Raw genomic sequence first — 26,546 nt, 5'->3', positions numbered from 1 at the left:
GCTCACCTCCTGGGGAGCAGCAAAGAACGGTGCCATTCATAAAACGCGGGCAGTACGGCACGCAGTACGCGAAAGGCCGATATTCCCCCGCGAACGGTGCCGATACGGACGAGCTCATGCTCCGGAGCGTCCACGATCACCCGGACGGCCGCAACCGGACGGTCCCGGGCTCCCGGGGCACTCCCGCCCCGGGTCGCGGTCCACAGCGTGGCGGCCGATTCCATGTCGACCCCGATGGCGCCGCCGGCGCGCAGCTGTGCGCGCTCCTGGCCCCGGACGACGTGGTCGGATCCGGTCAGTGCACCGAGGTGTACGGTCCGGCCGGGTACGGCCCGGGCCAGCGCCTCGGCGAGCAGGGCGGTACCGGCGCAGGCGACCGTGCCGCGCGGGTCCCGGGTCTCCTCGGCGACGATCAGGTCGCCGGGGCTCATGCCGGGCAGCAGCCCGGCACAGAATCCGGTGGCGAGCACGGCGGCGCCGTGCAGCTCCGGCTCGGCCAGCTTCCGGCCCACGGCGCGCTCGGCCGCGCGCGGGCCCATGCCGGTGCGCAGGACCTCGTGGCGCTCGGGCGCGCCCCGCTCCCGGCCGCCGCGGTACGGGGCGCTGCGCAGGGCGGTCCGTTCGATGCGCAGCGCGCAGGCGATCAGCAGCGGCGGCGGGGCGGCCACGGCCGCGGCCGCGGGGCCGGTCATCAGGCCTCCCTGGGGGAGGGGGCCGCGTGCGGGAGGGCGGCGGGATCCGCGTACCGCCCGCCCGGGCCGAACGGTTCTCCGTACAGGTAGCGGCCGAGCGCGGTGAGCGGGAAGACCTGGCGGTACAGGTGGTAGTTGATGGAGAAGTCCCAGGGGAAGCCGGTACCGGTGAAGTACGGCTCGTCCCAGGTGCCGTCGGAGCGCTGGGTGGAGACGAGGTAGCCGATCCCCCGTTCCACGGACGGCGCGTCGCGCTCCCCGGCCGACAGCAGGGCCATCAGCGCCCACGCCGTCTGCGAGGCGGTCGAGGCGCCCTTCCCCGCCCAGGACGGGTCCTGGTAGGAGCGCTGGTCCTCGCCCCATCCCCCGTCCTCGTTCTGTACGGATTCCAGCCAGTGCACGGCCCGCCGGATCGCGGGGTGCGAGGGGGAGAAGCCGGCGGCGGTCAGGGCCGGGACCACGGAGCCGGTGCCGTAGACGTAGTTGGTGCCCCAGCGGCCGAACCAGCCGCCGTTCGGGTCCTGTTCGGCGAGGAGCCAGGCGATGCCGCGCCGGGTCCGCGCGTCGCCCGCCCGGCCCTCGACGGCGAGCATCTCCACCACGTGGGCGGTGACGTCGGCCGAGGGCGGGTCGATGACCTCGCCGAAGTCGCAGAAGGGCAGCTTGTTGGGGAAGGGGCTGGTGTTGTCGGCGTCGAAGGCGCCCCAGGCGCCGTTCTTCGACTGCATGCCGAGGTTCCAGGACACTCCCCGGGCGATGGCGCCTTCCATGCGCGCCGGGTCGGGATGCTTGACGCGGCGCAGAGCGAGGACGACCTCGGCAGTGTCGTCGATATCGGGGTAGTTGTCGTTGTGGAACTCGAACGCCCAGCCGCCCGGGGCCAGTTGGGGCCGGCGCACGGCCCAGTCCCCGCTGCGCACGATCTCCTCGCCGAGCATCCAGTCGGCGGCTTTGACCAGGGCGGGGTGGTCGGGACGCAGTCCCGCGTCGGCCAGGGCGATGGCCGCCAGGCAGGTGTCCCAGACCGGGGACTGGCAGGCCTCGATCATGCGGGCGCCGTCCGCGCGCCAGACGGCGAAGCGGTCCAGCGACTCCAGTCCGGCGCGCATCACCGGGTGCCGGAGGTCGTAGCCGAGCAGGTGCAGGGCGATGACGGAGTACACGGCGGGCGGCTGGATGCCGCCCCAGCAGCCGTCGTTCTCCTGCCGTTCCACGATCCAGCGGCCGGCGCTCGCCATGGCCGCCGCGCGCAGCCGGCGCGGGGCGAACCGGCGGTAGACGTGCAGGGCCTTGTCCATGCGCTGGAAGGCGCCGCCCCAACTGGCCAATGGCGCCAGCTTCTTGACGGGGTACGGCGTCCGCGCGTCGGTGTGCAGTTCATCCAGGGCGAAGGGGGCCGGGCGGACCGGGCGCAGTGCGGAGACCACGGTGAGCGGGACGATCGTCTGGCGGGCCCAGCAGCCGAAGTCGTAGATGTTCAGCGGTACCCAGGGCGGCAGGAACAGCAGTTCGGGCGGGAGTTCGGGCAGGTGGTCCCAGCTCCACCAGCCGAACAGCGCCAGCCAGATGCGGGTGAACACGCGGGCTCCCGCGACTCCCCCGTGGGCCCGGATCCACGCCGAGGCGCGGGCCATGTGCGGGGCGTCGGGCGCGTCTCCGGCGAGGCGCAGGGCCACGTAGGCCTCGATGGTGGCGGAAAGGTCGCAGGGGCCGCCGTGGAAGGTGGCCCAGGTGCCGTCGTCCTGTTGCTCTCCGCGGATGAACAGGGCCGCGGCCCGGGTGGTCGCCTCGTCCCTGATGCCGAGGAACTGGCGCAGCAGCAAGTCCTCGGCGTCCATGGTGACGTTGGTCTCCAGGTCGCCCTTCCACCAGCCGGCCGGGTCCTGCCGGTCGAGCAGGTCCCGGACCGCCCGCTCGGTGGCCTCTCGGACCCCGCGCAGCCCGGCGGGGCCGGGATCCGGGCCGGCTCCGGGGGCCGGACCCGGCGGCCCGGCGGCGGGCCCGGGACCGGGCTCGTTCGGGTCGGCGCCGCAGGCACTGGCGCCGCCGTCGGTCGTCGCAGTCATGGCTTCCCCTTTGCGTGCAGTGTCCTCTGCTGTCATCCGCTGTACTGGGGGCCGCCGTCGGCCGGTACTACTGGCAGGCAGTACCGGCCGGCGACTCGCGATTCATATGCGCGTACGGGTGGCGATCACCTCTTGCGCACGACGACGAAGTCGGCGAGCGCCACGAGCTGGTCGCGCACGCGCTGGTCCATGTCCACGTCGTCGAGGGCCTTGATGGCGATCTCGTACTGGCGGCGCGCCTCGTCGGCGGTCCACCGGCGGCCGCCGGCGGCCTCGATGAGCGCGGCGCGGGCCGCGAACTCCTCCTCGGAGAAGTTCTCGAAGTCGTTGCTCTTGGCGTCGGCGGAGAGCAACTGGGTGAGTTCCTCACTGGCCGGTCCGCCGGCGGCGAGGGCGGCGACGACCGGCAGCGACTTCTTGCGCTGGCGCAGGTCGCTCCAGGTCTGCTTGCCGGTGGACTCCGGGTCGCCCCAGATGCCGAGGAGGTCGTCGACGGCCTGGAAGGCGAGGCCGAGGTGGTAGCCGTACTCCTCCAGCTTGTCGGCCGTACGGTCGTCCGCGCCGCCGAGCACGGCGCCGATGGAGACCGCGCAGGCGAGCAGGGCGCCGGTCTTGTTGCCCTCCATCTCCAGGCACTCTTCGACGGTGACGCTCTCGCGGTGCTCGTAGGAGATGTCCTGGGCCTGGCCGTCGATGAGCTTGCGGCTCGCCGTGGTCAGGCGGCGCGCCGCCCGGCCGGCCTCGACCGTGCCGAGCTCCAGGAGCACCTCGTTGGCCAGGGCGAACAGCGCGTCGCCGACCAGGATCGCGAGGGCGGGTCCGTGGACCTTCCACACCGTGTCGCGGTGGCGGCGCTGCTCGTCGCCGTCCATCAGGTCGTCGTGCAGCAGCGAGAAGTTGTGGACGAGCTCGACGGCGACGGCGCCGGGGATGCCGACCTCGGCGGCGGCGCCGGCGGCCTCCGCCGAGAGCAGGGCGAGGGCGGGGCGGACGGCCTTGCCGCCGTCGCCGTCCGCCGGGTTGCCGTGGGCGTCGATCCAGCCGAAGTGGTAGGCGGCGACGGTGTCCATGGGCGCGGCGAGCCGGTCCACGGCGGCGCGGAGCACGGGCGTCGAGAGCGTACGGCCTCGTTCGAGGAGGGCGAGCGTGTCCGCCTTCTCCCCGCCGGCCGGGCCCGCACTGGCGTCCGTGTTCTCGACGGCCGGATTCCCCGGGTTCACTGGCTCTCCTCTGGTTCCTGTACGTACTGCGGTGCGTGATGCTGCGGTGCCGGTGGTGCCGGTACCGATGGCGCCGACGGTGCCGGTGGTGGTCATACCGCCTCCTGCAAGGGGTGTTCGCGGTGGCGGCCCAGCGGGACGAGCGCGGCATGGGCCGCGCTCAGTCCGCTGCGGACGGCGCTCTCCATGGTCGCGGGCCAACCCGTCGCGGTCCACGCACCGGCGAGGAAGAGCCCCGGCGTGTCGGTCCGGGTTCCGGGCCGCAGCCGGCCGACGCCGGGGGTGGGGGCGAAGGTCGCGGTGCGCTCCCGGGTGACGAAGAAGTCGCGCACCTTGGCTCCGCGCGCGGCGGGCAGCAGCCGTTCCAGCTCGGGCAGGTACTTCGCGCGCAGGACCGAGACGGGTTCGTCGATGTCCTCGTGGGCGACCGACTGGGACAGCGCCAGGTACTGGCCGCCGTCGGGCAGTCCGGAGGAGTCCGTGCGGTCGAAGACCCACTGGACCGGGGAGCCCAGGGCCGCGAAGAAGGGCTGCTTGAGTACCTTGCGGTCGTACACGACGTGCACGTTGAGGATCGGCGCGGTGCCGATGTCGAGCAGCTTGTCGGGGTCGGCGAGCGCTCCGGCGGGCAGCAGCCCGTGCGCCTCGCGCTGCGGGACGGCCAGCACGACGGTGCCGGCGTCGAAGGACCCGCTCTCGGTGGCCACCCGCCAACCGTCCTGCGGGGTACGGGAGATGTCCGTGACCCGGGTGCGCAGTTCGGTGCGCACCCCGGCGGCGTCCAGGGCCTTGCGGGCCAGGGTGTCGTGCAGGTCGCCGAGGGGTACGCGGGCCCAGCCGATGTCGGCCGCGCCGTTCTCGGAGAGCAGGCCGGTCTTGAAGACCATGGCGGCCAGGCCCAGCGAGGACTGTCCGGCGGTGGCGTTGAGGGTGGCGATGCCGACGAGGTCCCACAGCGCCTCGATGGTGCGCGGGGACTGGCCGTAGCGGCCGAGCCAGGTCGCGAAGTCCACGCCGTCGAGCGCCGGGTCGGCGGGGTCGAGGCGGCGCAGCGCGAGCGCGGCGCGCCCGACGGACGCCCGCTCGGCGAGCGAGAGGTGCGGGTAGCGGGCCAGCGAGCCGGCCAGGTGCAGCGGTACGGGCAGGGCGCTGCGGCGCAGCCGGCCGAGCCGGGGGCCGCCGGGGTGGGCGACGTCGAGCACGGGTACGTCGAGCCGGTCCTGCAGGGGCGCCAGGTCGGCGCCGTCGACTCGGTCGAGGAACCACCGGTAGGCGGTGCAGCAGCGCAGGTAGACGTGCTGGCCGTTGTCGACGGTCAGCTCGCCGCGCTTGAAGGAGAACGCCAGGCCGCCGAGGCGGGGCCGGCCCTCCAGCAGGGTCACCCGCAGGCCCGCGTCGGCGAGTTCCAGCGCGGCGGTGACGCCGGCGAGCCCGCCGCCGACGACCACGGCGTGGTGCGCGGTCATGCGTCCTCCTCTGTCGCTCCCACAGACGCCGCCGGGCGCCGCGGGGTTGCTCCTGCCCGCCCCTGCGGCACGGCTCGCCGGCGCGCCGTCATCAGAGCCGCCTCCTGGTGCTCTGGCGCGCGATGGTCCGCGCGTCCAGCCCGGAGAGGCCGCGGACGGCCACGTACGCCTTCTCGTGCGGCGGCAGCGAGACCCGGCCGCGGAGCACCGCCTCCGGCTCGCGCTCGATGCGGTCGAGGAGGCGCCGGTAGATGCCGGCCATGGCCGCGACGCAGGCGCCGCTGCGCCGGTCGAGCAGGGGCAGCAGCCGGTAGCCCTCCACGAACAGGGCGCGGGCGCGCCGCACTTCGTGGTGGACGAGTCCGGCGAAGTCGGAGCCGCTGGGCATCCGCTCGCTGCCGAAGCCCTCCGAGCAGCCGAACTTGGCGAGGTCCTCGGCGGGCAGGTAGGTCCGGCCGTTGCCCGCGTCCTCGCGAACGTCCCGCAGGATGTTGGTGAGTTGCAGGGCGAGACCGAGGGTGTCGGCGTACTCGCCGGCCCGTGCCGCGTCGTGCGCGCCGGAGCCGGCCGTACCGCCGGAGGTGCCGAACACGCCGAGCGAGAGCCGGCCGATGGCCCCGGCCACACAGCGGCAGTAGACCTTGAGGTCGTCCCAGGTCTCGTAGGTCTCGCCGCGGACGTCCATGAGGACGCCGTCGATGAGTTCGTCGAGCCCTTCGAGCGGGATCGGGAACCGGCGCGAGGCGTGCGCGAGGGCGACCGCGACCGGGTCGGTGTCGTCCTCGTCGATCTCCTCGGCGCGGATCCGGCCGAGCAGGGTGCGGGTCTCCTCCAGCCGGGTCAGCTTGACCTCGCGCGGCAGCGTGCCGTCGCCGATGTCGTCGACCCGCCGGGAGAAGGCGTACAGCGCGGACATCGCCTGCCGCTTGTCTGCGGGCAGCAGCCGGATGCCGTAGGCGAAGTTGCGCGCCTGCGAGCCGGTCACGGCCTCGCAGTAGCTGTAGGCGGCGGAAATCGGTGAAGACATCGCAGCCGGTGCGGACATCGCTGTCGGCGCGTCCGGAGCGGACGCGTGTGTGGGGCCCTCCACGGTCGGGCTCACCCCTTTCTCGGCGCTGTGCGCAGGACGGTGGCCACTTCGCGGAGCAGGCCGCTCTTGGTGGCCTTGGGCGGGCCGGGAAGGACGTCGAAGCCGGCGGCGGTGACGGCTCGCAGGGCGGCGCGTCCTCCTCCCACGAAGCCCGCGAGCAGCAGCCGGAGCCTTCCGTGGACGCTGCCCACGAGCGGCGTGCCTTCGTCGAGGAGTTCCCGCGCCCGTTCGGTTTCGAAGGCGACGAGGGCGCGTACGGACGCTCCCGCGGACGGGGCCTTCAGGTCGGTCTCGGTGACGTGGAAGCGGCGCATGTCCTCGCCCGGGAGGTAGATCCGGTCCCGCGTGAGGTCCTCGGCGACGTCCTGGAGGTGCTCGGCGATCTGCAGGGCGGAGCAGACGGCGTCGGAGCGGCGGATCCGCTCGGGGGTACTGGTGCCGGTGAGGTCGAGGACGAGCCGGCCCACCGGGTTGGCGGACAGCTCGCAGTAGCCGATGAGGTCGCCGTACGTCGCGTAGCGCGCGACCCGCTGGTCCTGGCGGTTGGCTTCGATGAGCCCGAGAAACGATTCGGGAGTGAGCCCGTGGGCGCGCACGACGGGCTGCAGGGCCAGCATCAGCGGGTGGCGCGGGGGCCCGTCGGTGCCGCCGAAGACGCGTCCGAGGTCGGCTTCGAGGGCGTCGAGCATCGCGGGCCGGTCGTCCGCGGCGGCGGGGTCGAGACCGAGCAGCACGGCGTCCTGGCCGCCCGGGGCGAGGTCGCCGTCGCCGATGTCGTCGACCAGGCGGGCATAGCCGTAGACCGCCATCAGGCCCTCGCGCCAGGCGCGGGGCAGGAAGGCGGGGGCGACGGGGAAGTTCTCGGAGCGCGCCTTTCCGAGGGTGGCGGCGCCCGGGTGGACGGGGAAGGAGCCGGGGGCGTCGGGCTGCTCGTGCGGCCGGGGGCTGGTGCCGTGCCCCGGGGTCACCGCCCGCCGCCCGGGGCGGGGACGGCCGTCGTGCCTGGGGGCCGGAGAATTCCCGTAGCCATTGCCGTCACATCTCCCGTTCTACACTGCCAACCCAATACATCCCATTTCGGACACGCCGCCGGGTTTTTCCCGGGGCGTCCCGGGCTATTCACCTAGGGGGGAATCGCCCCCTCTTGCCCGCGATTGAGGCTTGGCCCAGCTTACGCTGTACAACGCCGCCGGGCCTCGACGGGTATTCGGTCCACCACACAATGTCGCCCGCACGCCAGCGCGGGAAAAGGGGGCCGCCTTGTGCGCCCGGCACCCGTACGGCATGCGACGGCCCCCGCCGCCGGACGCGGTGGGGGCCGTCGGTGGAAATCCGTCAGCTGGTCGCCTTCTCGTACGCCGCGACGACTTCCTCGGTGGGACCGTCCATGAGGAGTTCGCCCCGCTCCAGCCACAGCACCCGGTCGCAGGTGTCGCGGATGGACTTGTTGTTGTGACTCACGAGGAAAACGGTTCCGGCCGTCTTGCGCAGTTCGCGGATGCGGGCCTCGGAACGCACCTGGAACTTCCGGTCACCGGTGGCCAGCGCCTCGTCGATCATCAGGACGTCGTGGTCCTTCGCCGCGGCGATGGAGAAACGCAGGCGCGCGGCCATGCCGGAGGAGTAGGTCCGCATCGGCAGGGAGATGAAGTCCCCCTTCTCGTTGATGCCCGAGAAGTCGACGATGTCCTCGTAGCGCTCCCGGACCTGCGCGCGGGTCATGCCCATCGCGAGACCGCCGAGGACCACGTTGCGCTCACCGGTGAGGTCGTTCATCAGCGCCGCGTTGACGCCCAGCAGCGAGGGCTGGCCGTCGGTGTAGACCTTGCCCGACTCGCAGGGCAGCAGACCCGCGATGGCACGCAGCAGGGTGGACTTGCCGGAGCCGTTGGAGCCGATGACACCGATGGCCTCGCCCCGGTACGCCGTGAAGGAGACCCCGCGCACGGCGTGGACCCGGCGGACTCCCGGTGCGTCGCCGCGCCGGCGGAGTATCTTGCTGAGCGCCGCCGTGGCGCTGCCCCTGCCGGAGCTGCCGGTGTTGACCCGGTAGACGATGTGCACGTCGTCGGCGATGACGGTGGGGACGTGCCCCTGATTGTTCTCAGCCACGGCCGTAACGCTCCTCAGCCTTCCAGAAGTACACGAATCCGCCGGCGCCGAGCAGGACGGCCCAGCCGACCGCGAAGGCCCAGACGTGCGGCGGCAGGTTCTCCCCGCCGTACCCGTCGATGAGCGCGAAGCGGATCAGGTCCATGTAGATCGCGGCCGGATTCCACTGCAGGACGTCCGCGATCCACGCGGGCTTGCCCTCGAGCATCGTGTTGATCGAGAACATGACGCCGGAGGCGTACATCCACGTACGCGTGACGAACGGCATGAGCTGCGCGAGGTCGGGGGTCTTGGACCCCATCCGGGCGAAGACCAGGGCGAGACCGGTGTTGAAGCCGAACTGGAGGATCAGCGCCGGGATCACGAGCAGCCACGACAGGGACGGGTAGTTGCCGAATCCGATCGTGACCACGAACACGACGATCATCGAGAACATCAGCTGCTGGAGCTGCTGCAGCGAGAAGGAGATCGGCAGCGAGGCGCGCGGGAAGTGCAGGGCGCGGACCAGGCCGATGTTGCCCGGGATCGCTCTGACACCCGCCATCAGCGAGGTCTGCGTGAAGGTGAAGACGAAGACGCCGATCACCAGGAAGGGGATGTAGTCGTGCTTGTCGATGCCCCGGCCGGCGTTCAGGATCAGCCCGAAGATCAGGTAGTAGACCAGCGCGTTCAGCAGTGGGGTCGCCACCTGCCAGATCTGGCCCAGCTTCGCCTGGCTGTACTGGGCCATCAGCTTGGCCCGGGAGAACGCGATGATGAAGTGGCGGCGCTCCCACAGCTGGCGCACGTAGGCGGTCAGACCCGGCCGGCGTCCGCTGACGGACAGGCCGTACTTCCTGGCGAGCTCCGCGGGGCTCAGCCCGGCGTCATCGGACGGCCGCTTGCTCGTGGCAAGGGTTCCGTCCTGGGTTGTGTCACTCACAAGATGAAACTTTCCGTCTTCATGATGCGGCAGAAGGTGGCATCGGGCCTGAGTCGATCGGATCGTGATCGCGCCATGGTCTCAGACCCGGACGTGTCAGATGACAGGCGGTCGGCCCAGCCGGGTCAGCCGCCAGACCGTGCGCCATTTCATAGGGCGCCGCGGACCACAGGGGGTGGTCCAGCCCTCCTTGAAACCGCCGAACCAGGCCTTGAGCGCGGGCCCCGAGGGCTTGCGCAGGAGCGTCAGCAGGAGCCAGACGCCCACGTAGACCGGGACCAGCGGGGCGGGCAGGTTGCGGCGGGCGAGCCACACCCGGTTGCGGGCCACCATACGGTGGTAGACCGCGTGCCGGGAGGGGGCCGTGGCGGGGTGCAGGAGGACCATGTCGGCCCGGTAGTCGATCAGCCACCCGGCGTCGAGCGCCCGCCAGGCCAGATCGGTCTCCTCGTGCGCGTAGAAGAACTGCCCCGGAAGGTCCCCGACCTGTTCGAACACCTTCGTGCGGACGGCGTTGGCGCCGCCCAGGAAGGTGGTGACGCGCGAGGAGCGCATCGGGTCGGCCGCCCGCAGCCGGGGGACGTGCCGGCGCTGGGTCTCTCCGGTCTGCGGATCGGCGATCCGGAAACTGACGATGCCCAGCTCGGGGTCCTCGGTGAAGGCCTGCCGGCACAGCTCGGCGGTGTCGGTGCGCTCCAGCAGTCCGTCGTCGTCCAGGAAGAGCAGGACGTCCGCGTCGAAGTCGTCCGAGCCGTCGGCGCCCGCGGTGCGGAAGGCCTCGATGCCGACGTTGCGGCCGCCCGGGATGCCCAGGTTCTCGGGCAGCTCGACGGTGCGCACGCCGGCCGCCGGGTCCGCCAGGCCGGGGAGCCGTACGCCCTGGCCCACGACGACCACCTCGACCGGGGCCCCGTCCTGCCGGGCCACCGAGTCGAGGAGCGCCTTGAGCTCGTCCGGGCGGTTGCCCATGGTGATGATGACGGCGCCCAGCCGCAGCGGCGCCGTCACTTGAGCCTGCTGGAGGCCAAGACCGAGACCAGGTGCAGCACCGTCTGCAGCAGGGCGATGCCCGCGAGCACCGCGACGCCGAGGCGGGAGAAGTACAGGTCTCCGCGGATCTGGTCCAGGACGGCCAGCACCAGGATGAGCAGCGAGGCCTCGATGCCGAGGACCAGGCGGTGGAACTTCAGCGCGGCGGCGGCCCGGCGGGCGAGCGCCATGCCGGACGAGCGCGGCGTGGCCGCGGCGTCCTGGACCACGGGCTTGCCCGCCTGGTGGCGGGCCACGCCGACCAGGTCGGTCTCGGCCTTGATCAGGATCGCGCCGAGTGCCGCGAGGGTGCCCAGGAAGGCCCACAGCCAGTCGATGCGCCCGGTGCCCCACAGGTCGGAGGCGCGCAGGCCGAAGCCGACGAGCACCGCCGCGTCGCACAGGTAGGCGCCGACCCGGTCCAGGTAGACCCCGGACAGCGAGAACTGCTTCTTCCAGCGGGCGACCTCGCCGTCGACGCAGTCGAGCAGCAGGTACATCTGGACCGCGACCACGCCGAGGACGGCGCCCCAGACGCCCGGCACCAGCAGGGCCGGGGCGGCGAGGACTCCGGCGAGGGTCATCACGTAGGTCAGCTGGTTGGGCGTGACCTTGGTGGTGACCAGGAGGCGGGTGATGCGCAGGGAGATCTCGCGCATGTAGAGGCGCCCGCCCCAGTGCTCGCCGCTGACTCGGTCCTTGACGCCCGCCGGGTGAACGACGGGCCGGAGTTCAGCTACGGATGGTCTTGGCATAGTCGGCGTAAGCGTCCCTGATCTCGGCTGCGGACAGGTTGAGGTGCTCCAGGATCGTGAAGCGTCCCGGACGGGTCTGAGGGGCGTACTCGACGGCCGCGACGAACTCGTCCACGCTGAACCCGATCTCTTCGGGCAGGACCGGCAGCCCGTGACCGCGCAGCACCCGGACGAAGAGCTCGGACTTGTCCGTGTCCCCCCGCAGGTGCATGGCGAAGGCCGCGCCGATGCCGACCTGCTCCCCGTGGAGCGCGGAGCGTCCCGGGTAGAGCAGGTCGAAGGCGTGGCTGATCTCGTGGCAGGCGCCGGACGAGGGGCGGGTGTCCCCGCTGATCGCCATGGCGATGCCGGAGAGGACCAGCGCCTCGGACAGCACGGTGAGGAACTCGTCGTCGCCGACCCCGCCGGGGTGGCGCAGTACGGACTCGCCCGCGGTACGGGCCATGGCGGCGGCCAGGCCGTCGACGGGCTCGCCGTTGAGGCGGTGCGAGAGCTCCCAGTCGGCGATGGCCGAGATGTTGGAGATCGCGTCGCCGATGCCCGCGCGGACGAACCGCGCCGGGGCCTCACGGATGACGTCGAGGTCGACGACCATCGCGATCGGCATGGGCACGCCGTAGGAGCCGCGGCCGTTGTCGTTGTCCAGGATGGACACCGGCGAGCAGATGCCGTCGTGCGAGAGGTTGGTGGCGACGGCCACCATGGGCAGCCCGACCCGCGCCGCGGCGTACTTCGCCACGTCGATGATCTTTCCGCCGCCGAGGCCCACGACGGCGTCGTAACGGTTTCCCTTTATGTCGTCGGCGAGCTTCACCGCGGAGTCGATGGTCCCGTCGATGACGGAGTACCAGTCGGCGTGCGGCAGCACCGGCTCCAGCTTCGCGCGCAGCACGGCGCCGGAGCCGCCGCTGATGGCGATCGCGAGCTTGCCGGACGCGGAGACGCGCTGGTCGGCCAGGAGGCCGGCCAGATCGTCCATCGCGCCGCGGCTGATGTCGACGACGACGGGCGAGGGGATGAGCCTCGTCAGTACTGGCATGCGATCGTCCGGCCCTTGGCGAGGTCGTCGTGGTTGTCGATCTCGACCCACTTGACGTCGCCGATGGGGGCCACGTCGATGGTGAAACCGTCGTTGACGAGCTGCTGGTAGCCGTCCTCGTAGTAGAGGTCGGGGTCGCGCTCGAAGGTGGTCTTCAGCGCCTCGGCCAGCGCCTCGGCGGCCTCCGGCTCGATGAGGGTGACGCCGATGTACTCGCCGGTCGCGGTGGCCGGGTCCATCAGCTTGGTGATCCGGCGGACGCCCTTCTCACCGTCGGTGATGACCTTCATCTCCTCGTCGGCCAGGCTCTTGACCGTGTCGAGGGCGAGGATGATCTTCTGACCCTTGCCGCGGGCGGCGAGCAGGGTCTTCTCGACGGAGACGGGGTGGACGGTGTCGCCGTTGGCGAGGATCACACCCTGCTTCAGGACGTCACGCGCACACCACAGGGAGTAGGCGTTGTTCCACTCCTCGGCCTTGTCGTTGTCGATCAGCGTGATCTTGACGCCGTACTTGGCCTCCAGGGCCTCCCGGCGCTCGTACACGGCTTCCTTGCGGTAGCCGACGACGATGGCGACCTCGGTCAGGCCGACCTCGGCGAAGTTGCCGAGCGTCAGGTCGAGCACCGTGATGCTCTCCTCGGCCCCTTCGGGACCGACGGGCACGAGGGCCTTGGGCAGGGTGTCGGTGTAGGGACGCAGGCGGCGTCCGGCTCCGGCAGCGAGGACGAGGCCGATCATGCTGGTTCTCCTTCGTCATGTACGGCGGGTGCCCCTGAGGACACCCAGAAGCGGATGCTCTCCACGAGCACCACGAGTGCCACGAACACGGCGAGGGCCGTGAGCGCGACGGGGAAGTCCACGGCGCGCGACGCCAGGACGGAGGCCAGGACCGTGATCAGCAAGATCCGGCCTTCGTGCCCGCCGATCGTCCGCACCAGCCAGTGCGGGGGCGCGCCGGTGCCACCGCGGATGCGGTAGACCGTGTCGTAGTGATGGTAGGCGACCGCCGCGACCAGTCCGAATGCCGCGGGAAGGGCCCCGGGGACGTCCGCCTTGGCGGCGAGGATCAGGACGGTGGTGTATTCGGCGGCCCGGAAGACGGGCGGCACGAGCCAGTCGAGGGCGCCCTTGAGGGGGCGGGCGACGGCCGCGCCGGCGAGTACGGCGTAGAAGACGGCGGCGACGATCACCTGGCGGGCGCCGAACTCGTACGCCCAGGCCGCCCACAGCAGCGCGACCGATCCGATCACGGCGGCGGCGATCCCGGCGCCGGGGGCCATCCGGCCCACCGCGCGGCCCGTGAGCTCGGCGACCGGGCCGGAGTCCGCGAGGTCCGCCAGGGCCTGGGCGGCCCTGTCGGTGCGCCGGGCCTTGCGGGTCAGCGAGCGCAGGACCCGGCCGGCCGTGGTGTAGAGCGCGCCGAAGGCGCAGCCGACCAGCAGGGCGTAGAAGACGATCCGCGGGGTGGTGAAGGCGATGAGGACGGCGATCATGGCCCAGCGCTCGCCGATCGGCAGGATGATCATGCGCCGGACCCAGACCGTCCAGCCGACGCTGTCCAGCTTGTCGGAGAGGGCCGCGGTGGGGCTTGTGTTGGCCGTGGCGTCGTGGTTGGCCTCGTTGAAGGCGAAGTCCACGACGTGCCGGCAGGTCATCAGGATCATGGCGCCGAGGGCCAGGGCCCACACGTCGTCGCCGTTGCGGGCCGCGCCGAGCGCGAGGCCCGCGTAGAAGGAGTACTCCTTCGCGCGGTCGAAGGTGGCGTCGAGCCAGGCGCCCATCGTCGAGTACTGGAGCGAGTAGCGGGCGAGCTGCCCGTCCGTGCAGTCCAGGACGAAGGAGACGAGGAGCAGCACGCCTGCGGCGACGTAGCCCCAGCGGTCTCCGGTCGCCGCGCAGCCGGCCGCGATCAGCGCGGTGATCAGCGAGGCGGTGGTGACCTGGTTGGGGGTCAGTCCGCGGCGCGCGCACCAGCGGGCGATGTAGCGCGAGTACGGGCTGACGAAGAAGGTGGTGAAGAACCCGTCGCGGGACTTCACGGCGGTGCGCAGCCGGACGGCCTCGTCGTCGACGGCCGCGACGGCGGCTGCGGCCGCCCGGCGCTCGGCGGTCGTGGCGGGCACGGCGGCGACGAGGGTGCCCAGCTCGGGGCGGTGCACCGGGGTGCCGGCGGCCTCGACGGCGGCGGCGAGCCGGTCGGGGTACGGGCCGTCGCCCACGGGGGCGGACGCGTCGAGCGCGGCGGCCCGGTCCAGGGCCGCGCGGGCGCCGGGCTGCACGGCGAGGGCCCCGGTGACGGCGCAGGCGTCGAACCGGGGGTCGGTGAGCGCGAGCCGCAGCGCGTGCACGTGCCCGACGAACTCCCCGTCCACGACGGCCACCCGCTGGTCGGCGGGTACGAGCGCCAGCGCGGCGGCCGTGTCCGACGGGGTGGCCGCGGGTCGGACCTCGAAGCCGAGGGAGCGCAGCTCGTCGGCGAGCGCTGATCCGGGCACCGGCAGGCCGGTAAGGATGACGGTCGGCAGACGAACTCACTCCTTGCACGCACACGGGTTAACGGACGCCGGGTGGACCGGCGGCACGTCGGCAGAGGCTATCGGATGAACGGAAGCAGGGGTTCACTGCCTGTTTACGCATCGATAAGCCGAAAATCACGGGCCTGTCGACCCTGTGCCGATCATCATTGACGATCGGGAGGAGCGATCACAAACCGCTGTCGGGGCCGCTGCTGTTAGGCTGGCCGCAGACGCGTACGAGTTCCGTAGAAGCGTCCCAATCGCCCGAATGTCACACGGGATGTGACGAAAGAAAGAAAGAGGTGGGGTTGATGACCGTCGCAGGCGTCGCCGCCCAGCGCAGCGCACTCCGGTTCATCCCCCTCTCCTTCCGGGCGTCCGGCCGGGCCTGATCACACCGATCACCCCCGTCGGCCGGAGCCCCCTTTCAAGGGTTCACGTTGACCGACAACACCGGTAACACCAGCAACTCCCACAACTCCCACACCGCCGATTTCAGCACCCAGAGCGACCTCTTCTTCGAGGCGTTCCTGGAGCTGCACCGCGGCCTGCCCCGGCAGTCCCCCGGCTCCGAGGCGACCACCCGCCACCTGCTGTCCCTGTGCGGACCGCTGCCCGAGCGGCCGCGCGCCCTGGACCTGGGCTGCGGTCCCGGCCCCAGCGCCCTGCTGCTCGCCGCGGAGGCGGGCGGCCGCGGGGCCGACGTCATCGGCGTCGACCTCCAGGACGGCTTCCTCGGCGAGCTCCGTGCGGCCGCCGCGGCCCGCGGGCTCACCGACCGCGTCCGCGCCGTCAGGGCGGACATCGGCGACCTCTCGGCGTACCCGGACGGTTCCTTCGACCTCGTCTGGGCCGAGGGCTCCGCCTACAACATCGGCTTCGCCACCGCGCTCGCGCGGTGGAAGCCCCTGCTCGCTCCCGGCGGCACCCTGGTCCTGAGCGAATGCGAATGGACCGTCGACGAGCCCTCCGCCGGAGTCCGCGCCTTCTGGGACCCGCACTACGCCCTGCGCTCCACCGCCCGCAACCTGGCCGCCGTCCAGGCCGCCGGGTACCGGGTGCTCGGCGTCCACCGGCAGCCCGACTCCGACTGGGCCGCCTACTACGGTCCGCTCGGCGAGCGGGCGGCCGCGGCTCCGGAGCCCGCCGGGCCCGAGGCCGCGGCCGCGCTGGGCTTCGTACGGGAGGAGATCGACGTACGGGAGCGGTACGGGCACGAGTACGGGTACACCGCCTACGTCCTGCGGCCGGTGACGGCCGGAGACGGCGGCGCCTGGTCCGTCCGCCCCGAGGCGGACGGGGACGCGGCCGCCGTGCACGCGCTGAACTCGGCCGCCTTCGGGACCCCGGCCGAGGCCGACCTGGTGGACGCCCTGCGCGCGGACGGCTCCTGGCTGCCCGGCCTCTCCTACGTGGCCGAGGGCCCGGACGGGTCGATCGCGGCGCACGCCCTGCTGACCCGGTGCGAGGTGGACGGGGCCGCGGCCCTCGCGCTCGCCCCGGTGGCCGCCGCTCCCGCGCTCCAGCGCTCGGGCGCCGGCAGCGCGGTCGTACGGGCGCTGCTCGCGGCGGCCGCGGAGCGCGGGGAGAGCCTCGTGCTGGTCCTCGGGCATCCCGATTACTACGCGCGCTTCGGGTTCGTGCCGGCTTCGCGCTTCGGCATCAGGGCACCCTTCGAGGTGCCCGACGAGGCCATGATGGCGCTGGTGCTCGACGATTCGGTGCCGGTTCCCGCGGGCACGATCAAGTACCCCTCCCCCTTCGGGGTTTGACGCGGGATCCGGCCCGTTGCCGGATGAACCGGCCGACCGGCACGCTCCGCCCCTCGTCGCATATCACGCGGCGGGGGGCGGACATGCGCGGATCACCGAAGTGGGGGCAATCCCGATTTGTACGGCAGACTGAAAGCCGAAGTCCGAAGCGAAGGATGGGTATGCCGACCACACCAGCCACCGCCGCGAACAGTGCGACCACCGGCACCGGCGCTCAAGAACCGATCATGCTCGAACTGGTCGACGAGGCCGGCAACACCATCGGTACGGCGGAGAAGCTCTCCGCCCATCAGGCACCCGGTCAGTTGCACCGGGCGTTCTCGGTGTTCCTCTTCGACGAGCAGGGACGGATGCTGCTCCAGCAGCGCGCCCTCGGGAAGTACCACTCCCCCGGTGTCTGGTCGAACACGTGCTGCGGCCACCCCTACCCGGGGGAGTCGCCGTTCGCGGCGGCCGCCCGGCGGACCCACGAGGAGCTGGGGCTGTCGCCCTCGCTGCTCGCGGAGGCGGGGACGGTGCGCTACAACCATCCGGACCCGGCGTCGGGGCTGGTGGAGCAGGAGTACAACCACCTGTTCGTGGGACTCGCGCAGCGGTCGGTGCGGCCGGATCCGGAAGAGATCGCGGACACCGCCTTCGTGACCGCGGAGGAACTCGCGAAGCGGCACGCGGAGGTCCCGTTCTCGGCGTGGTTCACGACCGTGCTGGACGCGGCCCGGCCCGCGATCCGCGAGCTGACGGGCGACGCGGCGGGCTGGTAGCAGCCGGCCCCGGCCGGTGGACCGGGTCGTGCGGGTGACGCCCGGTGGCACCTCGGGCACCCGTGGCGGCCGGCCGCTTGCCCCGCGCGGGCTCAGACCGCCGAGGTCGGGGTGGCGGCGGGTGACGCGAGGGCCGTGGTGAGCGGCAGGGCCGCCCAGATCACCTTGCCGCCCGTGGAGGTGTGCTCCACGTCGCAGACCCCGCCGGCCTCCAGCGTGACCTCCCGGACGAGGAGCAGGCCCCGGCCGCCGGTCTGGCCGAAATCGGCCTCCAGCGCCTTGGGGCGGTACGGGTGGTTGTCCTCGACGGCCACCCGTACCCACTCCCGGCCGATGGCGACCTCCACCGCGACCTCCGGCGAGAGCAGGGCCGCGTGCCGGACCGAGTTCGTCACCAGTTCGGAGACGATCAGCAGCAGGGAGTAGACCAGGTCCCGGTCGGCCGGCACCTCCTGGCGGCCGAGCAGGTCACGGACCGCACGGCGGGCCTGCGGAACGGATTCTTCTACCGCGGGTGCCGTGAATCGCCACACACCCTCGTACGCGAGGGGGGCGGCCGCGACCTCCGGCTCCTCCCCCTTGACTGGCGGGACGCTCCCGCTGACATCCATCTCCCGGCCCCCGTCTTCACGCTCGATCGTCTGCACACGTCAAGAGTGGGGACCGGACCGCTCCGAGCCCGACCACTGACCAGAAGTCAGCATCAATCGGACACTTTCTGACCGCTGGCGTATGACAGAGTCAGTTGTTCGACCGTTCCTGATCTTCCGGGGGAAGCTTCTCGGCCGCCTGGCCCGTCTCGGGCGCCTGGCCCGTCTCGGGCGCGGCCGCTCCCGCCCCTGCGGGCGTCACCGGAACCTCGTCGTCCCTGACCAAGCCCAGGATGCGGCGGGCTCCCATGCCCACGGCGATCAGACTCAGGCCGTCGAACAGCAGCGCGAGGGAGAAGAACGCTCCGATCACGTACAGGCTGCTGCCGGGCCAGTTGGCGAGGATCAGGAGGCCCAGCAGGATGCCGAAGGCGCCCTGGACCAGGGTCAGCCCGAGGTGCGCGCCGCGCACCACGACGGCGCCGGCCAGCCGGAACACCCCGCCGGTGAGGAACAGCAGCGCGGCGAACATGGTGAGCGCCTCCGCGCTCGCCTCCGGGCGGCGCAGGATCACGAAACCGGCCGCGATGTTGATCGCGGCGACGATCACGGCGAGCCAGAAGTAGTTGCTCTTGCGTGACTGGATCGCCTGGAGCAGGCCCACGACGCCGCCGGCCAGCAACAGCCAGCCGAAGAGGAACATCGTGGTCAGGGTGGCGACGCCGGTGTAGACGAGGCCCACCAGCCCGGCCACCACCAGGAGCGCCCCGAGCAGGGCCATCCACGCGAAGCTGCGGCTGACCTTCTTCTTGTCGGCCTTGATGTCCTGTGGACCCGTACGGTCCGCACGCTCGGCACGGTCTGCGCCCATGGACGCCACCTTTCAGCTGCCCCCGACGGACCTTCTGGACCCCGCGACTGCATGCCGGTCAACCGAGCTGCCGGGTACCGGTCTCTTGATCATAGGTTTGACCGTCCGGGATAGCATCCGGCGCATGGACGCCGCCCTGCTCTCCTCCGTCGCCGACGGGGTCGCCACCGTCGTGATCTCGCACCCCGCCAAGCGCAACGCCATGACGGCCGCGATGTGGCGCGCCCTGCCGGAGCTGCTGGCCGGGCTCGCGGCGGATCCCGCCGTACGGGTGCTGGTCCTGACGGGGGCCGGCGAGACCTTCTGCGCGGGGGCCGACATCTCCTCGCTGACCGGGGGCGAGGACCCGCAGGCCCTGGCCGTGGCGGCGGAGGAGGCGCTCGCCGCCTTCCCCAAGCCCACGCTCGCCGCGATCCGCGGGTTCTGCGTGGGCGGGGGAAGTCAGCTGGCCGCCGCCTGCGATCTGCGCTTCGCGGAGGAGGGTGCCTCTTTCGGGGTGACGCCGGCGAAGCTGGGCATCGTGTACCCGGCCTCGTCCACCCGGCGCCTGACCTCCCTGGTGGGCCCGGCTGCCGCCAAGTACCTGCTCTTCTCAGCCGAGTTGATCGACGCCGAGCGGGCACTGCGCACCGGGCTGCTGGACGAGCTGCTCCCTGCGGGGCACCTGGCCAAGCGGGTGACGGAGTTCGCCCGGATCCTGGCCACCCGCTCCCAGCTCACGCAGAGTTCGGCGAAGGAGTTCGCGGACGGCCGCACGGACCGGGACGCCCACTGGGCCGCCCAGGCCGCCGCGAGCGGCGACATCGCGGAGGGTGTGGCCGCCTTCCTGGAGCGGCGCCCGCCCGCCTTCACCTGGACTCCTCCTTCGGAGTGAGCGAGGCCTACGGATGGGGCGAGGCCTTGGGAGTGAGCGAGCGGAGCAGCGCGACGATCTCGGCGGGCGCCTTCTCGGGGGAGCCCGCGTCGTAGGGCGGCTGCGGGTCGTACTCGGTCATCAGCTGCACGGTCTGCGCGTACTCGTCTCCCGCGATGCGGCCGAGCAGCGCGAGCCCCATGTCGATCCCCGCGGACACCCCGGCGGCCGTCACGTACTTCCCGTCGAAGACCACCCGCTCCGAGGTGGGCTCCGCCCCGTAGGGGGGCAGCCGGTCCAGGTACAGCCAGTGGCTGGTGGCCCGGCGCCCGTCGAGCAGGCCCGCGGCGGCGAGCAGCGTCGAGCCGGAGCAGACGGAGGTGGTCCACGTGCTGGTGGCGTCGACGGTCCGCAGCCAGTCGAGGACCACCGTGTTCTTCATCTCCCGGTCGGTGACCACCCCGCCGGGCACGAGGACGATGTCCGGCCGGGTCACCTCGTCGAGCCCCTTGTCGGCGACGAGTGCGAGCGACTTCTGGTCGGTCCGTACGGGCCCCGGCCGCTCGGCCACGAACACGGTCTCGGCGCCCTGGAGGCGGCCGAGGGTGTCGAAGGGCCCGATGGCGTCGAGGGCGGTGAATCCGTCGTAGAGCAGTACGGCGATCTGCATGGCTCCTCCGGAGCGGTTGTCGGGCCCGCCGGGTGCGGGTCCGGTGGTCAGTGGGGGGTGCCGAAACGGCGGCGGTACTCGGACGGGGGCTGGCCCAGGGTCTTCACGAAAGCGCGGCGCAGGGCCTCCGGGTTGCCGTAGCCGCAGGCCCGGGATATCTGGGCGACGCCCTCGCCGCCCTCCTCGAGCAGCCGCCGCGCGTGCTCCACCCGTACCCGCTCCACGTACCGCCCCGGCGTCACCCCCGTCTCCGCCTGGAAGGCCCGCGCGAAGTGCCGGGTCGACAGCGCGGCCCGCGCGGCGAGGACCTCCACTCTCAGGTCCTCCCCCGGGTGCTCCGTGATCCAGTGCTGCACGTCCCGCAGCGGCTCCCGCAGCGCCGTCTGCGCCGCGAGCTGCGCGCTGAACTGCGCCTGGTTGCCGGGCCGCCGCAGGAAGACCACCAAGTGCCGCGCGACGGACAGTGCCAGCTCCCGTCCGTGGTCCTCCTCCACCAGCGCCAGCGCGAGGTCGATGCCCGCGGTGACCCCGGCCGAGGTGGACACCGGCCCGTCCCGGACGTAGATCGGGTCGGGCTCCACCGTGACGGCCGGGTAGTCCCGGGCCATCCGCTCGCACACGTACCAGTGCGTCGTCGCGCGCCGTCCGTCCAGCAGCCCGGCCTCGGCCAGCAGCAGGCCCCCGGTGCACACCGACACCAGCCGCTCCGCGGACGCCCCGTACGCGCGGAGCCAGTCGGTGAGTCCGGGCGCGAAGTCCGCGGTGTACCGCCCGCCCGGCACCAGGAGCGTGGTCCCGGCTCCCGGGCTCTCGTCCTCCAGGGCACCGTCCGGGACGAGCCGCAGTCCGCTGCTCGTACGGACCGGGGCGCCGCCCGGCGAGACGGTGCGCAGCGCGTACCGCGCCGGTCCGGGGTGGCGCTCGGCGCCGGAGAACACCTCCATCGGCCCCGTGACGTCCAGGCTCTGCACGCCGTCGTAGAGGACGACGAGCACGTTTCGCATCGGCATGACCTCATCGTGTGGCACCCCTCCCGCGGCTGCAATGACGTGCACCCCACCTATCCGGTCATGCCCCGGGGTGCCGGCCTTCGCCGTGCTGCGCCCGCGCGGGCTGCCGGAGGCCGTGGCCTCCGTGGTCACCGCCGCGCTCAGCCTGGACGCCACCGTGGTGCTGCTGACCCCGGTGGCGCCGGATCCTCGGCTCGGCGGCGCCGGCCTTCTGCCTGTTCGTACTGGCGCTGGGGGTGGTGGTGCGGGCCGTCGTGGACCACGGCCCCGGGGACGGCCTGGAGCGGGTGACCCCGGCCGGGGACTCGCTGCCCGCGCTGCTCGCGGTGGCGGCGGTGGCCGCGGTCCTGGCCAACCTGATCGACAACCTGCCCGCCGTGCTCGCCCTGCTCCCGGTGGCCTCGGCCGGCGGCGCGGGGCCGGTGCCGGCCGTGCTGATCGGGGTGAACATCGGGCCGAACCCGACCTACGCGGGCTCGCCGGCCACGCTGCTCCGGCGGCGGATCCTGCACGGGGACGGCGGCGGCGCGGATCTGGTGACGCTCCGGGACTTCACCCGGCTCGGGCTCCTGACCACCGTCCCGGCGCTCGCCGCGTCGGTGGCGGCGCTGTGGGCGGCCCCGCGCCTCCTGGGCCCCTGACCGCCTCCGCCCGCCGACCGGGGCGGCGAGGGCGGGGGTGGGGGCGCGGATAGAATCGGCAGATCATGACTGCAACCCTCGTCGCCAAGAAGCTCACCGCCGCGCACGGTGAGCGCACGCTCTTCGCCGATCTCGACCTCGTCGTCGCCCCGGGCGACGTCATCGGCCTCGTCGGCGTCAACGGCGCCGGGAAGTCGACCCTGCTGCGGATGCTCGCCGGGCTGGACGCCCCCGAGACCGGTGAGCTGCGCCTCTCCCCGCCCACCGCGGCCGTGGGCCACCTGCCGCAGGAGCCAGAGCGGCGCCCCGGCGAGTCGATCCGCGAGTTCCTGGCCCGCCGTACCGGTGTGGCCGCGGCGCAGGCCGAACTCGACGCGGCGACGCAGGGTCTGGTGGACGGCACCCCGGGCTCGGACGACGCGTACGCGGACGCCCTCGACCGGTGGCTGAACCTCGGCGGGGCCGATCTCGACGAGCGTGCCCTGCAGGTCGCCGACGACCTCGGGCTGTCAGTCGGCCTCGACCTGCCGATGACCGCGCTGTCCGGCGGCCAGGCCGCCCGCGCCGGACTCGCCTCGCTGCTGCTGTCCCGCTACGACGTCTTCCTGCTCGACGAGCCCACCAACGACCTCGACCTCGACGGTCTGGAGCGCCTGGAGCAGTTCGTGAAGGGGCTGCGCGCCGGCACGGTCGTGATCAGCCACGACCGCGAGTTCCTCACGCGCACCGTCACCAAGGTCCTCGAACTCGACCTGGCCCAGCAGCAGATCAATCTCTACGGCGGCGGCTACGACGCCTACCTGGAGGAGCGCGAGCGGGCCCGCAACCATGCCCGCGAGGAGTACGACGAGTACTCCGACAAACGCTCCGCCCTGGAGGACCGGGCGACGATGCAGCGCGGCTGGATGGACAAGGGCGTGAAGAACGCCAAGCGCAAGGCCACCGACAACGACAAGTCCGCCAGGAAGTTCAGCGCCGACGCGAGCGAGAAGCAGGCCTCGAAGGCCCGCCAGACGCAGCGCGCGATCGAGCGGCTCGAGGTGGTCGAAGAACCCCGCAAGGAGTGGGAGCTGCGCATGGAGATCGCGGCGGCCCCGCGCTCCGGCTCGGTGGTCGCCACCCTGCGCGAAGCGGCTGTCCTGCGCGGGGACTTCAGCTTCGGACCGGCCAGCCTGCAGATCGACTGGGCGGACCGGGTCGCCATCACCGGCGCCAACGGGGCCGGGAAGTCGACCCTGTTGGCCGTGCTCCTGGGCCGCCTCGCCCCGGACTCCGGCTCCGCCACCCTCGGCTCGGGCGTACGGGTCGGCGAAGTCGACCAGGCCCGCGGCCTGTTCCTCGGTGACGAACCCCTCATCGACGCCTTCTGCGCGGCCGTTCCGGACACCGAACCGGCCGAAGTCCGCACCCTGTTGGCCAAGTTCGGACTCAAGGCCGCGCACGTGACCCGCCCGGCGGCCACCCTCTCCCCCGGCGAGCGCACCCGGGCGGCCCTGGCGCTGCTCCAGGGGCGCGGGGTGAACCTCCTGGTGCTGGACGAGCCGACGAACCACCTCGACCTGCCGGCGATCGAGCAGCTGGAGTCCGCGCTGGACTCCTACGAGGGCACCCTGCTGCTGGTCACCCACGACCGCCGGATGCTCGACGCGGTCCAGGTGACCCGCCGGCTGCACGTCGCGGACGGCAAGGTCACCGAGCTCTGAGGGCCCCCGCCCCTCGCCTCCCTCGTCGATTAGGCTCCCGGACATGGACGAACGGGGGGCCGGGACGCCCTGGCACGAGCTCGAAGGGGTGGCGGCGGGGCGGGAGGAGGTTCCCGGGCTGCTGCGCGGACTGCGGATACCGGGGCTGCGGCGCTCCTCCTGGGCCCGGTTGGAGAAGCTGATCGGCTGGCAGAGCGACGAGCCGCTGTTCGTGGAAGTCACCGGGCGGCTCATCGAGCTGCTTCCGCGCCTCGACCGGCGCCGGCGGGCCCTGGCCCTCGGCCTGCTGGCCCGGCGCGCCCAGGGCATCGGCGAGCGCCGCGTCGGCGTGCACCGCCCGACCTTCCTCGCCTTCGCGGCCCGTGCGCACCACCTCGTCCCGCTGGTGTCGGACCCGTCGGCCCGGGTCCGGACCGGCGCGTCCTGGGCGCTGCGCGAGCTCGGGCACGAGGATCCCACGACGCTGGACGCTCTGCGGCGGCAGGCCGCGGTGGAACGCGACCCGACGGCGCTGGTCTCCCACCTGCTCGCGGTGGGAGTGCTGTCGGGAACGGGCGACCGGGCGGCCGCCGCGGAGTGGGCCCGGGCCTGGCTGGACCACCGGCACCCCCTCGTACGACTGGCCGCCGCGCGGGTGGTGCTGCTGAGGGCCGCCCCCGGAGGCGCGGAGGGCACGGGCCGCCGCGTCGCCGGGGTCTTCGCCGAGATCGGTACCGGCCTGCTGCCGGTGGTGCCCTGGTTTCCCGAGGGCTACGCGACGATGGACCGGTTCGCGGTTCAGGTCGCGGCCCATCCGCGCGAGGGGGAAGCGCTGGTCGAGGGCCTGGCCCGGCACCGGGATCCGGCCCTGCGGACCCAGGCCGTCCGGGCGGCCGCCCTCCAGCTCCGCTCCTGGCGCCACCCCGCGGCGCACCTGTGGGAGACGGTGGCCGGCGGACTGGAGGACGAGCCCGAGGTCGCGGGCGAAGCACTGATGGCGCTGGCCGACTGCGGGAAGGCGGCGGCCCCGTACGCGGACCGGATCGTGCGCGCGCTCCAGCGGCCCGCCGGTCGCGTCTGGCCCGACTCGCACGCCGCGGTACGGGCCCTGGTCCACATCGGAGACCGGCGGGCGGTGCCCCCGTACCGCGAGATGCTCGGGGACTCCTTCCTGAAGGTCGGCGCGCTGCCCGTGCACTGGGCACCGGAGCTGCTGCCCGTCTTCCGGGACCGGCTCGCGCACGGTCCCGGGGCCCCCGGCGCCGACAGGGTCCTGCGGATCCTCGCCCAGTGGGGCCCGGCCGCGGCTCCGGCCGTGCCGGAGCTGTCCGATCTGCTGGACGGCCGGGCCGCACGTCCGGCCGCCGAGGCCCTGGGCCGGATCGGACCGGCCGCCTCGGCCGCCGCCGGGGCGCTCGCCGGGCTCGCCCGGGGCGACGTGGTCCCGTGGCGCTTCGGCCCCGGCGGGGAACGCTCGCCGAAGCCGTGGCAGGGTGCGCAGACCGCGGCCTGGGCGTACTGGCGGGTGACCGGCGACCCCGAACTGGCGCTGGGGGCGGGCGGACCGGCGGCCCGGGCGGGATTCGGCCGCCCGGTGCTGCGCTACCTCGCCGACCTCGGGCCGCTCGCAGCCCCGTACGCCGACTCGGTGCGGGCCCTGCTCGACAGCCCGGGCGAGTGGACCAGGGTGGGCGCGGCCGAAGCCTGGTGGCGGATCACCGGCGACCCGGCCCCCGCGGTTACGGCGCTGCTGCCGGAGCTGGCGCCGCTGGCCGAACACCGCGTCACCGAGGTGACGTTGCGGACCGTGCGCGCGCTGGGGGCGATCGGCCCGCCCGCGGCGGCCGCCCTGCCGGCGCTGCGGGCCGTGGTGGCCGGGCCGCCCCGCCGGTACGGCGCGAGCTTCCTCATGGACGAGGAACTGCTCCGGGACGCGCGGGAAGCCCTGGACCGGATCAGCGGTCCTTGAGGGCCCGGCACGGGGAGGCGGACGGGCGGGGCTTATCCCGCGTCCGCCGGAGGGCGCCGGGTGCGGGCCATCTTGCGGGCCACGAAGGCCCGCGGGAGGTGGCGCACCGCCAGGGCGTACGCCCGGTAGTGCCGGCCCGTGATGCTCACCGGCCGGCGCCGGGCCAGGTCCTTCAGGGCCTGGGCCACCACGTCGTGCGGCTCCAGCCACACCGCGTCGCGCAGGGCGGTGACGTCCATCCCGGCACGCTCCTGGAACTCGGTGCGGGTGAATCCCGGCACCACCGCCAGCACGCGGACCCCGTACGGCTCCATGTCCACGCGCAGCGATTCGCTGAAGGCCGTGATCCAGGCCTTCGCGGCGCCGTAGGTCCCGGTCGGGAGCAGTCCGGCCACCGAGGAGACGTTGAGCACCGCGCCGCGCCGGCGCTCGCGCAGGCCGGGGAGCACCGCGTGGGTGAGCCGGAGCGGCACCTTGACCAGCAGGTCGAGCATCCGCTCCTCGTCCTCGACCGGGCTGTACGGGAAGGGCGCGGGGAGTCCGAAGCCGGCGTTGTTCACCAGGATGTCGACGGGCCGGGCCCGGTCGGCGAGCCGCTCGGCGACGGCCGCGAGTCCGCCCGCGTCGAGCAGGTCGGCGGGCAACACCTCGCAGACGGAGCCGAATTCCCGGGCGAGGTCCGCGGCGACGGCTTCGAGGCGGCTCTTGTCCCGGGCGACGAGGACGAGGTCGCAGCCCTTGGCGGCGAACCCGCGGGCGAAGGCCGCGCCGAGTCCGGCGCTGGCCCCTGTGATCAGTACGGTGGTGGTCAAGAGACG

The 26,546-nt window shown here is 73.0% G+C and carries 24 protein-coding genes; 6 read left to right on the top strand and 18 right to left on the bottom strand.

Translation table 11 applies throughout. The annotated features are described in order from the left end of the window. Window positions 1–2: 2 nt before the first annotated feature. The 13 genes from OG247_RS36085 to OG247_RS36025 all read right to left on the bottom strand — a co-directional run bounded on the left by OG247_RS36085 (window position 3) and on the right by OG247_RS36025 (window position 14,918). Entirely contained in the window at window positions 3–692 is a 690-nt protein-coding gene (locus tag OG247_RS36085) for a phosphorylase family protein (protein ID WP_327256168.1), read from the bottom strand. Beyond that, window positions 692–2,758, bottom strand: coding sequence for a squalene--hopene cyclase (shc, locus tag OG247_RS36080; RefSeq protein ID WP_327256167.1), 2,067 nt, complete (start codon window positions 2,756–2,758; stop codon window positions 692–694). The genes OG247_RS36085 and shc overlap by 1 nt, the downstream gene beginning before the upstream one ends. Window positions 2,759–2,883: 125 nt before the next feature. Then, window positions 2,884–3,978, bottom strand: coding sequence for a polyprenyl synthetase family protein (locus OG247_RS36075; RefSeq protein WP_442813685.1), 1,095 nt, complete (start codon window positions 3,976–3,978; stop codon window positions 2,884–2,886). A 92-nt stretch (window positions 3,979–4,070) separates the two neighbouring features. Continuing rightward, a complete protein-coding gene (hpnE, locus tag OG247_RS36070) occupies window positions 4,071–5,444 on the bottom strand; it encodes a hydroxysqualene dehydroxylase HpnE (RefSeq protein ID WP_327256165.1) in 1,374 nt (457 codons plus the stop codon). A 91-nt stretch (window positions 5,445–5,535) separates the two neighbouring features. Continuing rightward, window positions 5,536–6,489 (bottom strand): presqualene diphosphate synthase HpnD, encoded by a 954-nt coding sequence (gene hpnD, locus OG247_RS36065; RefSeq protein WP_442813684.1) that lies wholly within the window; start codon window positions 6,487–6,489, stop codon window positions 5,536–5,538. A gap of 53 nt (window positions 6,490–6,542) precedes the next feature. Next, window positions 6,543–7,502 (bottom strand): squalene synthase HpnC, encoded by a 960-nt coding sequence (gene hpnC, locus OG247_RS36060; protein ID WP_327256163.1) that lies wholly within the window; start codon window positions 7,500–7,502, stop codon window positions 6,543–6,545. 367 nt (window positions 7,503–7,869) lie between these two features. Further along, window positions 7,870–8,646, bottom strand: a complete 777-nt coding sequence (locus tag OG247_RS36055) for an ABC transporter ATP-binding protein (protein WP_327256162.1) — start codon at window positions 8,644–8,646, stop codon at window positions 7,870–7,872. After that, window positions 8,639–9,568: an ABC transporter permease gene (locus tag OG247_RS36050; RefSeq protein WP_327256161.1), complete on the bottom strand. Its 930-nt coding sequence runs from the start codon at window positions 9,566–9,568 to the stop codon at window positions 8,639–8,641. Before OG247_RS36050 ends, OG247_RS36055 begins: the two co-directional genes overlap by 8 nt. Window positions 9,569–9,664: 96 nt before the next feature. Next, window positions 9,665–10,537 (bottom strand): glycosyltransferase family 2 protein, encoded by an 873-nt coding sequence (locus tag OG247_RS36045; RefSeq protein ID WP_442813683.1) that lies wholly within the window; start codon window positions 10,535–10,537, stop codon window positions 9,665–9,667. A 35-nt stretch (window positions 10,538–10,572) separates the two neighbouring features. After that, complete coding sequence (locus OG247_RS36040) at window positions 10,573–11,352, bottom strand: CDP-alcohol phosphatidyltransferase family protein (RefSeq protein WP_327256159.1); 780 nt, start codon at window positions 11,350–11,352, stop codon at window positions 10,573–10,575. Continuing rightward, complete coding sequence (locus tag OG247_RS36035) at window positions 11,330–12,391, bottom strand: iron-containing alcohol dehydrogenase family protein (RefSeq protein WP_327256158.1); 1,062 nt, start codon at window positions 12,389–12,391, stop codon at window positions 11,330–11,332. The genes OG247_RS36040 and OG247_RS36035 overlap by 23 nt, the downstream gene beginning before the upstream one ends. Beyond that, window positions 12,379–13,131, bottom strand: coding sequence for a phosphocholine cytidylyltransferase family protein (locus OG247_RS36030; protein ID WP_327256157.1), 753 nt, complete (start codon window positions 13,129–13,131; stop codon window positions 12,379–12,381). The genes OG247_RS36035 and OG247_RS36030 overlap by 13 nt, the downstream gene beginning before the upstream one ends. Continuing rightward, the gene (locus OG247_RS36025; protein WP_327257756.1) at window positions 13,128–14,918 is read right to left on the bottom strand and encodes a DUF5941 domain-containing protein; all 1,791 of its coding nucleotides are present in this window, start codon (window positions 14,916–14,918) and stop codon (window positions 13,128–13,130) included. The genes OG247_RS36030 and OG247_RS36025 overlap by 4 nt, the downstream gene beginning before the upstream one ends. 521 nt (window positions 14,919–15,439) lie before the next feature. Between OG247_RS36025 and OG247_RS36020 the strand changes: the two genes are divergently transcribed. Both OG247_RS36020 and idi read left to right on the top strand, forming a co-directional pair. Further along, entirely contained in the window at window positions 15,440–16,681 is a 1,242-nt protein-coding gene (locus OG247_RS36020) for a bifunctional class I SAM-dependent methyltransferase/N-acetyltransferase (protein WP_327257755.1), read from the top strand. Between the two features lie 161 nt (window positions 16,682–16,842). Then, the gene (gene idi, locus OG247_RS36015; protein ID WP_327256156.1) at window positions 16,843–17,442 is read left to right on the top strand and encodes an isopentenyl-diphosphate Delta-isomerase; all 600 of its coding nucleotides are present in this window, start codon (window positions 16,843–16,845) and stop codon (window positions 17,440–17,442) included. A 92-nt stretch (window positions 17,443–17,534) separates the two neighbouring features. Here idi and OG247_RS36010 read toward each other — a convergent pair whose 3' ends face one another. Both OG247_RS36010 and OG247_RS36005 read right to left on the bottom strand, forming a co-directional pair. Then, window positions 17,535–18,089, bottom strand: a complete 555-nt coding sequence (locus tag OG247_RS36010; RefSeq protein WP_442813502.1) for an ATP-binding protein — start codon at window positions 18,087–18,089, stop codon at window positions 17,535–17,537. 94 nt (window positions 18,090–18,183) lie between these two features. Then, window positions 18,184–18,903 carry an HdeD family acid-resistance protein gene (locus tag OG247_RS36005; protein WP_442813501.1) on the bottom strand — a complete coding sequence of 240 codons (720 nt, stop codon included), beginning with the start codon at window positions 18,901–18,903 and terminating at the stop codon, window positions 18,184–18,186. Between the two features lie 124 nt (window positions 18,904–19,027). Here OG247_RS36005 and OG247_RS36000 point away from each other — a divergent pair, with 124 nt between their 5' ends. Further along, the gene (locus OG247_RS36000; RefSeq protein WP_327256155.1) at window positions 19,028–19,777 is read left to right on the top strand and encodes an enoyl-CoA hydratase/isomerase family protein; all 750 of its coding nucleotides are present in this window, start codon (window positions 19,028–19,030) and stop codon (window positions 19,775–19,777) included. 7 nt (window positions 19,778–19,784) lie between these two features. Here the strand turns inward: OG247_RS36000 and OG247_RS35995 are convergent, their stop codons facing one another. Next, window positions 19,785–20,426: a DJ-1/PfpI family protein gene (locus tag OG247_RS35995; protein ID WP_327256154.1), complete on the bottom strand. Its 642-nt coding sequence runs from the start codon at window positions 20,424–20,426 to the stop codon at window positions 19,785–19,787. A 47-nt stretch (window positions 20,427–20,473) separates the two neighbouring features. Then, on the bottom strand, window positions 20,474–21,436 hold the full coding sequence (locus OG247_RS35990) for a GlxA family transcriptional regulator (RefSeq protein ID WP_327256153.1): 963 nt from the start codon (window positions 21,434–21,436) through the stop codon (window positions 20,474–20,476). Between the two features lie 185 nt (window positions 21,437–21,621). Here OG247_RS35990 and OG247_RS35985 point away from each other — a divergent pair, with 185 nt between their 5' ends. The 3 genes from OG247_RS35985 (at window position 21,622) to OG247_RS35975 (ending at window position 25,728) form a co-directional block, all read left to right on the top strand. Beyond that, complete coding sequence (locus tag OG247_RS35985) at window positions 21,622–22,077, top strand: ArsB/NhaD family transporter (protein WP_442813682.1); 456 nt, start codon at window positions 21,622–21,624, stop codon at window positions 22,075–22,077. 65 nt (window positions 22,078–22,142) lie between these two features. Continuing rightward, on the top strand, window positions 22,143–23,780 hold the full coding sequence (locus OG247_RS35980; RefSeq protein WP_327256151.1) for an ABC-F family ATP-binding cassette domain-containing protein: 1,638 nt from the start codon (window positions 22,143–22,145) through the stop codon (window positions 23,778–23,780). Between the two features lie 43 nt (window positions 23,781–23,823). Then, window positions 23,824–25,728, top strand: a complete 1,905-nt coding sequence (locus tag OG247_RS35975; RefSeq protein WP_327256150.1) for a hypothetical protein — start codon at window positions 23,824–23,826, stop codon at window positions 25,726–25,728. 32 nt (window positions 25,729–25,760) lie between these two features. On the opposite strand, the gene OG247_RS35970 is transcribed toward OG247_RS35975, so the two are convergent. Continuing rightward, window positions 25,761–26,540 (bottom strand): SDR family NAD(P)-dependent oxidoreductase, encoded by a 780-nt coding sequence (locus tag OG247_RS35970; protein ID WP_327256149.1) that lies wholly within the window; start codon window positions 26,538–26,540, stop codon window positions 25,761–25,763. Window positions 26,541–26,546 lie beyond the last annotated feature (6 nt).

Source organism: Streptomyces sp. NBC_01244 (assembly GCF_035987325.1).
Classification (GTDB): domain Bacteria; phylum Actinomycetota; class Actinomycetes; order Streptomycetales; family Streptomycetaceae; genus Streptomyces.
This window is presented reverse-complemented; position numbering and strand designations above follow the sequence as displayed.

What these genes read in the sequence shown, in the direction of transcription:
- OG247_RS36085 (WP_327256168.1), bottom strand. Translation starts at nt 692, where the DNA reads ATGACCGGCCCCGCGGCCGCGGCCGTGGCCGCCCCGCCGCCGCTGCTG.
- shc (WP_327256167.1), bottom strand. Translation starts at nt 2,758, where the DNA reads ATGACTGCGACGACCGACGGCGGCGCCAGTGCCTGCGGCGCCGACCCG.
- hpnE (WP_327256165.1), bottom strand. Translation starts at nt 5,444, where the DNA reads ATGACCGCGCACCACGCCGTGGTCGTCGGCGGCGGGCTCGCCGGCGTC.
- hpnD (WP_442813684.1), bottom strand. Translation starts at nt 6,489, where the DNA reads ATGTCCGCACCGGCTGCGATGTCTTCACCGATTTCCGCCGCCTACAGC.
- OG247_RS36045 (WP_442813683.1), bottom strand. Translation starts at nt 10,537, where the DNA reads ATGGGCAACCGCCCGGACGAGCTCAAGGCGCTCCTCGACTCGGTGGCC.
- OG247_RS36040 (WP_327256159.1), bottom strand. Translation starts at nt 11,352, where the DNA reads ATGCCAAGACCATCCGTAGCTGAACTCCGGCCCGTCGTTCACCCGGCG.
- OG247_RS36035 (WP_327256158.1), bottom strand. Translation starts at nt 12,391, where the DNA reads ATGCCAGTACTGACGAGGCTCATCCCCTCGCCCGTCGTCGTCGACATC.
- OG247_RS36030 (WP_327256157.1), bottom strand. Translation starts at nt 13,131, where the DNA reads ATGATCGGCCTCGTCCTCGCTGCCGGAGCCGGACGCCGCCTGCGTCCC.
- idi (WP_327256156.1), top strand. Translation starts at nt 16,843, where the DNA reads ATGCCGACCACACCAGCCACCGCCGCGAACAGTGCGACCACCGGCACC.
- OG247_RS36005 (WP_442813501.1), bottom strand. Translation starts at nt 18,903, where the DNA reads ATGGGCGCAGACCGTGCCGAGCGTGCGGACCGTACGGGTCCACAGGAC.
- OG247_RS36000 (WP_327256155.1), top strand. Translation starts at nt 19,028, where the DNA reads ATGGACGCCGCCCTGCTCTCCTCCGTCGCCGACGGGGTCGCCACCGTC.
- OG247_RS35995 (WP_327256154.1), bottom strand. Translation starts at nt 20,426, where the DNA reads ATGCAGATCGCCGTACTGCTCTACGACGGATTCACCGCCCTCGACGCC.
- OG247_RS35990 (WP_327256153.1), bottom strand. Translation starts at nt 21,436, where the DNA reads ATGCCGATGCGAAACGTGCTCGTCGTCCTCTACGACGGCGTGCAGAGC.
- OG247_RS35980 (WP_327256151.1), top strand. Translation starts at nt 22,143, where the DNA reads ATGACTGCAACCCTCGTCGCCAAGAAGCTCACCGCCGCGCACGGTGAG.
- OG247_RS35975 (WP_327256150.1), top strand. Translation starts at nt 23,824, where the DNA reads ATGGACGAACGGGGGGCCGGGACGCCCTGGCACGAGCTCGAAGGGGTG.